Consider the following 6,470-nt stretch of genomic DNA (forward strand, 5'->3'; position numbering starts at 1 on the left):
CGGGCCGCGTTGACCGTCACGTTCGGGACGCACAAGGTCTGCCATCTGGTCGATCCGGCCGCGTCCGCGTGCGGGCCGGTCCACCTGGTCGACATCGGACTGGACGTCCCGCCCGCCGAGGTCCAGTCGCTCCAGGCCGCCGACGTCCGCGCCCTCTACCCCGTCCCGCACGGCGAATCCGACAAGTATTCCCGCGGCGTACTCGGCCTGATGGTCGGCTCCACGCAGTACCCGGGCGCCGCGGTGATCGCCACCTCCGGAGCACTCGCCGGACCGGTCGGCATGGTCCGGTACGTCGGCCCCGACCCGGTCGCGCACGCCGTACTGGCCGTCCACCCGGAGGTCGTCGTCGGCGAGGGCCGCGTCCAGGCATGGGCGGTCGGTTCGGGTACGTCGACCGACAACGTCGACCTGGAGCGGTTCCACCGCATCACGCAGCAGCGGGACGTCCCGGTGATCGTCGACGCGGGAGCGATCGCGGCGCTCGACCACGATCGAGCCGGGCGTGTGGTGATCACGCCGCACGCCGGCGAGCTGTCCCAGTTGATCGGCGTACCGCGGGAAGAGATCGAGGCGCGCCGCCTGCACTACGCGCGGCAGGTGGCCGCGGACCGGAAACTCGTCGTACTGCTCAAGGGCGCCACCACGGTCGTCGCGGCACCCGACGGCGCGGTCTTCGTCAACCCGATCGCGAGTCCGTGGCTCGCCACGGCCGGCTCCGGGGATGTACTGGCCGGCATCTGCGGCGCGCTCCTCGCAGGCGGCCTACCTGAGTTCGAGGCGGCCGCGGTCGCCGCGTACCTGCACGCCGCGGCCGGCACCCTCGCCGCCTCCACCGGCCCGATCACCGCGATGTCCATCGCCCACGCACTCCCCGAAGCCACCCGGCTCCTCCTCGCCTGAACCCGGCGCACGGCGCGCGGTGTGGTGTTGCGGGGACGGGAGGTCGGACGTAGGACTGGGTGGTGTCTGGTGCCTCCGCCGCCTTTGGAGTGTGCTCGTGAAGCGAATCGTGGGGTTGTTGGTTCTGGCGTTGCTTGCCGTCCTGCCGGTGCCTGCGCAGGCGCAGCAGTCGCGGCAGTACGTTGCCGATGCGAAGACGAAGATCGACGTGATGGGGGAGTGGGCCCATCCGGACGACGACACGAGCTTCATCGGGCCGTGTGGGGTCTGGCATCAGCTGTACGGCGTGAAGTGTGGCGTGATCATGGTGACCCGGGGTGAGGGTGGCGGGAACGCGGCCGGTACCGAGCTCGGGCCGGCGCTCGGGCTTCGCCGGGAGAACGAGGACCGGGTCGCGCACTACCGGTCCGGGACGATCGACATCTTCAACCTGGACCGGGTCGACTTCTTCTACAACCAGAGCGCGCCGCTGACGCAGTACTTCTGGGACGAGCAGGAGACGCTCCGGCGGGTCACCCGGGTGATCCGGGAGACGCAGCCGGAGGTGTACATCGGCTTCACGCCGACGCTCGCCGCCGGGCACGGCAACCACCAGCAGGCCGGGCGACTGATCTGGGAGGGCGTCCTCGCGGCCGCCGACCCGAACATGTTCCCGGAGCAGCTGAAGGGTCCGCACGCGCTCAGCACCTGGCAGGTGAAGAAGGTCTTCTCGGGCGGCAGCACCGCGGGTACGGGCGGTACGACGACGTCCGCGAACTGCACGACCGGGTTCACCCCGTCCGGCCTGGACCCGGTCGCGGGCGTGTGGACCGGGTACAACTCGCCGTACACCTGGCCGGCCGGGAACTCCCAGGGCCAGACGGCCGGTACGCCGAAGATCTGGCAGCAGGTGTCCGACGAGGGGCGCGCGGCGTACCCGACGCAGAGCCGGGTGATGTACAAGGGCGTGTCCGCGCCGGCCTGTCCGCGGTTCGGGATGACCGAGTCGTTCGTACCGTTCCAGCCGAACAGCAGTCCACAGGCCGGCCGGGACGACGCGATCCTGTTCGGGGCGACCAAGCCCGATCCGGGCGGGCTGCCGCTCGGGACGCTGGAGTACCTGACGTTCAGCCGGTTCTACAACGTGGCCGGTGAGCCGTTCCAGGCCACGCTGCACCTCAAGGGGAAGCTTGCCGAGGGCAACGTCCAGCTGACGGTACCACCCGGCTGGTCGGTCGACGGTCCGAAGCAGGTGGCGGCGGGGTCGAGTGCCGACGTGACGTTCACGGTCACCCCGGCCGCCGACGCGACCGTCGACCAGAACGCGAAGATTTCCGCGCTCTACACCACCGAGAAACACGCGACCGGCTACACGGACAACGTGGTACGCATCGTTTCCGCGGCGGAAGGGCGGTTCCAGCGGTGGGGGAACTGGAAGGAGTACGACGACTGGCTGCAGAACACCGCGCCGCAGGCGGACCGGCTCGGGCGGTCGCAGGCGATCCAGTCGATGGGAATCGGGCAGACGATCGACGTACCGGTCGTGGTGCACAACTGGTCCGCGAAGCAGCAGAGCGGTGCCGTTTCCCTCGACCTGCCGAGCAATTTCACGGTGGACGCCAACAGCAAGCCGTACGACGTGGCGCCGGGCGCCGACGTCACCGTGACCTTCAAGCTCACCAATACCGACACGACGCTGCCCGCCCAGCAGAACGTGAACATCCCGATCCGGACGGCAACCGGGAGTGAAACACTCACGCTGACGCTCGTTCCGACGACGGTGATTCCGCAGGCGGCTCCGGTTGTCGACGGGAAGGCGGAGCCGGGTGAGTACCCGGGCCCGACGCTCGACCTCGGCCGGATCTGGCAGGGCGCTTCGGGCTGCACCGGTGTGGACGACTGCGGCGTTTCGTCAACAGGAGAAGGCAGTACGGCGAAGGTCAGCTGGTCCGACGACGCGCTGTACTTCTTCATCCACATCCGCGACGACTACCAGTCGTACGCCGTCACGCCGGCCGAATGCGTCGGGCACTGGCAGGCCGACTCGGTCGAGATCCTGCTCGACCCGCGCGGGACCGCGTCCCAGGACCTGAAGGACACGGCGAACACGTTCAAGCTCGGTATCTTCCCGTTCAGCCAGAGCGGCGGCCCGTGCTGGGAGCGCGACGCGGACAACCACCAGGGCTACTCCAGCGGCGCCCTCGACACCGGCAACGCGCCGGGCGTCCAGGTCGCGTCGACCGCGAAGTGGGTCGGCAGCAACGAGACGACGGTGCCGCACGCGTACGCCGGTGGTGGGTACGACCTCGAGGTGAAGATCCCGATGGCGGACCTGCCCGCGGCCGTCGACCCGTCGCACCTCGGGCTGAACATCACGCCGTACGACAACGACAACACCGCGGCACCCGGTACGACGACGCTCCGGCACATCGACATGAGCACGCGGCTCGGCTGGTCGGCGCTCGGCTCGGTCCAGTCCGACCCGTACCGCTGGGGGATCGCCACACTGCCCGGGTACACGCCGCCCGCGGGCCGGCCGACCACCCCGGCGCCGCCGGACGTCTCGAACCCGAACCTGAACGGCGCCCTGTCCCCGCAGACGATCGCGCAGTCGGCGCGCGACGGTGTCCCGATCTCCGGCCGGGTCCCGACGGACGACCTGAAGATCCAGTACGCCGGCCTGAACGGCAACGCCGTACGACTCGTCACGTCGTCGAAGGGCACCGGCACCGCCCGGGCGTTCCTGACCTCGGGCGAACTCGGGGCGATCCCGGTGTGGACGTCCTCGTGTACGTCGGACCCGGCGCCGGACTACGGGTTCACGCCGTGCGCGATCACCGACGGGGCGACGCCGCCGTGGTCACCGGACATGAGCGGGCACCTGGTGAAACAGGCCACGCAGCAGGTGACCCGCGGCGTGCAGCAATGGACGATCCCGTTGACCGCGGCCCAGCGTCAGCAGTTGAAGGACCGCGGCCACCTGCTGGTTTCCTACGAGACGACGAAGAACGAGGTCCAGGCCTTCGACATCCGGATCGCATAGCCGGCCGCCTCGCGGACCTGCGCGTCCGGGTGCTCGACGGCCCGGCGCAGCAGGTCCGCGGTGCCGGGCTCGGGCGGCGCGCCACCTGTTGCCATCAGCAACGGAACCAGGCCGTACGGCTCCGTCTCCAGGACCAGTTGGTTGCGGAGCACGGACTCGGTCCAGGTCAGCGTGTGCCGGCCGATGCTCTCGATGATCGCGGCGCTGCGCTCGCGGCTCCGCGTCCGGAGGAAGAGTGCCTTGGCGCCGGAGCACTCCACTTCGATGATCTGCTCGGTACCGGCGGCGAACACGAGGCCGAGCCCGGTGTGGCCGATTCGCTCGAAGGTGCTGCCGGTCGCCAGCGCGATCGCGGCCAGCAGGTCGTTGTCCAACCAGTCGTCCGGCCGAATGACCAGACCCGTCCAGTGCTGCCCGCTCGCGGGCTCCTCACTCACTTGGCTCAGCGTAACGCGGTGAAGTCCAGTCCGCCGCTGGAGGACCGCAGGCTGAGAACCGAGCCATTGATGCGGTAGGTCAGGTCGCCCTTCAAGCCGTTCAGCAGCAGGGATTCCAGCTTCGCGGCGTCGCCGGCGCAGGCGCGCCGGGTGGTGGCCAGTTCGCCGAACGTCAGCTTGCCGGTGGAGTTCGCGACCACGCCCTGGAACTCGTTGCAGCCCGTCGAGCCGGTCACCCGATCGCCGTTCAGCTTCATCCAGGCCTTTTCGGCCCCGGCCGGATGCGACGCGGTCTCGCCGGCGACGATCGTCGACAAGCCCCACTTCGTGCCGTCCAGTGCCGCGGCGGGCTCGGCGGTCTGCTTGTCGACGAGCGAGATCGTCGTACTGGCCGTGCTGACGACGAGCTTGTCACCGTCGAGCTTCCAGGTGGGCTTGGCGGTGAGGACGCCGCCGATCCACTTGTCCGCGCCGGCCGCGGGGCCGAGGCACCCCATCGCGGTCGACGTGATCTGGCTGCCGAGGACCAGGCGGTTGTCCGCGGTCGACACAGAGGTCTCCGAGGAGTTGCAGCCGGCGTCCCAGGACAACCGGCCGTTGGTGGTGAACTGCAGCCGGACCTTGGTGGCCGGCGTCCTGGGCTTCCCGTTCTCGACGACCGAGGTGGACAGGAAGGTCCGCCCGCTCAGGTCGGCCCCGGGCTGCGCGCCGGTACCGGCCTCGTTGCCGCAGGCGGTCAGGGCGAGCAGGCCTGTCGCGGCGAGAGCGATCATCGGTGTCTTCACATCCTCAGGACGCTGTCGCTGGCCTTCGCGTTGCAGTTCGGGGCATGGTTTCTTCGGGGAAACTTTGGGGGGAAACGATGGCTGTCCGATTTCCGCGGCGCCGCATGGTCGTCGCGGCCGCCGCCGTACTCGCGGTTGCCGTGCTCGTCGCGGTACCGATCGTGCGTACGAACCAGCGCCCACCGGCCGAGACGGCGGCCGCCGCGATCGGGCCGAGCGGTACCTGCCCACATCCGTCGTTCGTGACCACGTCCCGCGACAACCAGGGCGAGGGCCGGGACTTCGAGCCGTACTACGTGCACAACAACATGTGGAACAACCACAACGGTGTGTACGCGATGTCGGTGTGCGGCTACGACAACTGGTACGAGGACGTGACCCAGCCGAAGCCGGGTGACAACGGCGTACAGGCGTACCCGAACGTGCACAAGGACTACGACGACGTACCGCTGTCCAGGATCAAGTCCGCGACGTTCGGCGCGACCACGCCCGCGGACTGCTCGGGCTGCGTGTACGACGTCGCGTTCGACGTGTGGGTCGGCGACGGGCTGAACAACGAGCTGATGATCTGGACCGATAACAAAGGCCAGACCCCGGCCGGGGACAAGGTCGGGACGGTCACGTTCGGCGGCTTCACGTACGACGTGTGGCACCAGGACGGGTACACGGCGTACGTCTCCCAGGTCACCCAGAAGTCCGGAACCATGCCGCTCGGCGACTTCTTCGACGACCTGACCAGTCGCGGCTGGGCCCCGAAACCGACCACCTGGCAGGTCGACTACGGCGTGGAAGTCGTCTCCACCGCCGGCACCACGCGGCGCTTCACCTTCGACGGCTTCAGCATCCAGGAGCATTAGGGTTCTGGCTGTGATGGGACTGGTGATCTTCGACAACGACGGCGTGCTGGTCGACTCGGAGCGACTCGCGAACACGATTCTTTCCGAGCTGCTGACCGAGGCCGGGTTGCCGTACACGTTCGAGGAAACGGTGCGGGACTTCATGGGCGGATCGATGGCGTCGATGCGGAAGCTGACCGAGACGAAGCTCGGCCGGCCGTTGCCCGCGGATCTCGAGGACCGGTATCACCAGCGGCTGTTCGAGGGGTTCGCGCACCTGCAGCCGATCGAGGGCGTCGAGGCCGTTCTGGACCACCTGGACGCGCGGGGCGTCACGTACTGCCTGGCGTCGTCCGGTACGCATCGACGGATCCGTACGGCGTTGACCGCGGTCGGCTTCCTGGACCGGTTCGAGGGGCGGATCTTCAGCGCCGAGGACGTCGCGCACGGCAAGCCCGCGCCGGACCTGTTCCTGCACGCGGCCGCG

The 6,470-nt window shown here is 69.1% G+C and carries 6 protein-coding genes; 4 read left to right on the plus strand and 2 right to left on the minus strand.

Annotation, left to right across the window (positions count from 1 at the left end; all coding sequences use genetic code 11):
- Both VFF46_RS21275 and VFF46_RS21280 read left to right on the plus strand, forming a co-directional pair.
- Window positions 1-903, plus strand: a 903-nt coding sequence (locus VFF46_RS21275; protein ID WP_325038924.1) for an NAD(P)H-hydrate dehydratase, incomplete at its 5' end; no start/stop codon positions are given.
- A 97-nt stretch (window positions 904-1,000) separates the two neighbouring features.
- Entirely contained in the window at window positions 1,001-3,925 is a 2,925-nt protein-coding gene (locus tag VFF46_RS21280; protein WP_325038925.1) for a PIG-L family deacetylase, read from the plus strand.
- Here the strand turns inward: VFF46_RS21280 and VFF46_RS21285 are convergent.
- Together VFF46_RS21285 and VFF46_RS21290 are read right to left on the minus strand one after the other, a co-directional pair.
- A complete protein-coding gene (locus VFF46_RS21285) occupies window positions 3,874-4,362 on the minus strand; it encodes a hypothetical protein (RefSeq protein ID WP_325038926.1) in 489 nt (162 codons plus the stop codon). The two genes, VFF46_RS21280 and VFF46_RS21285, sit on opposite strands and share 52 nt — an antisense overlap.
- A gap of 5 nt (window positions 4,363-4,367) precedes the next feature.
- Complete coding sequence (locus VFF46_RS21290) at window positions 4,368-5,135, minus strand: META domain-containing protein (protein ID WP_325038927.1); 768 nt, start codon at window positions 5,133-5,135, stop codon at window positions 4,368-4,370.
- Between the two features lie 89 nt (window positions 5,136-5,224).
- Between VFF46_RS21290 and VFF46_RS21295 the strand changes: the two genes are divergently transcribed.
- Both VFF46_RS21295 and VFF46_RS21300 read left to right on the plus strand, forming a co-directional pair.
- On the plus strand, window positions 5,225-6,004 hold the full coding sequence (locus VFF46_RS21295; protein WP_325038928.1) for a GH12 family glycosyl hydrolase domain-containing protein: 780 nt from the start codon (window positions 5,225-5,227) through the stop codon (window positions 6,002-6,004).
- Window positions 6,005-6,017: 13 nt separating this feature from the next.
- The coding region (locus VFF46_RS21300; RefSeq protein ID WP_325038929.1) for an HAD family hydrolase at window positions 6,018-6,470 on the plus strand (453 nt) is incomplete at its 3' end.

Origin of the sequence: Kribbella sp., assembly GCF_035655035.1 — a bacterium.
Classification (GTDB): Bacteria; Actinomycetota; Actinomycetes; order Propionibacteriales; family Kribbellaceae; genus Kribbella.

Coding starts and splice junctions, on each gene's coding strand:
- VFF46_RS21290 (WP_325038927.1), bottom strand. CDS start 5,135: ATGATCGCTCTCGCCGCGACAGGCCTGCTCGCCCTGACCGCCTGCGGC.
- VFF46_RS21295 (WP_325038928.1), top strand. CDS start 5,225: ATGGCTGTCCGATTTCCGCGGCGCCGCATGGTCGTCGCGGCCGCCGCC.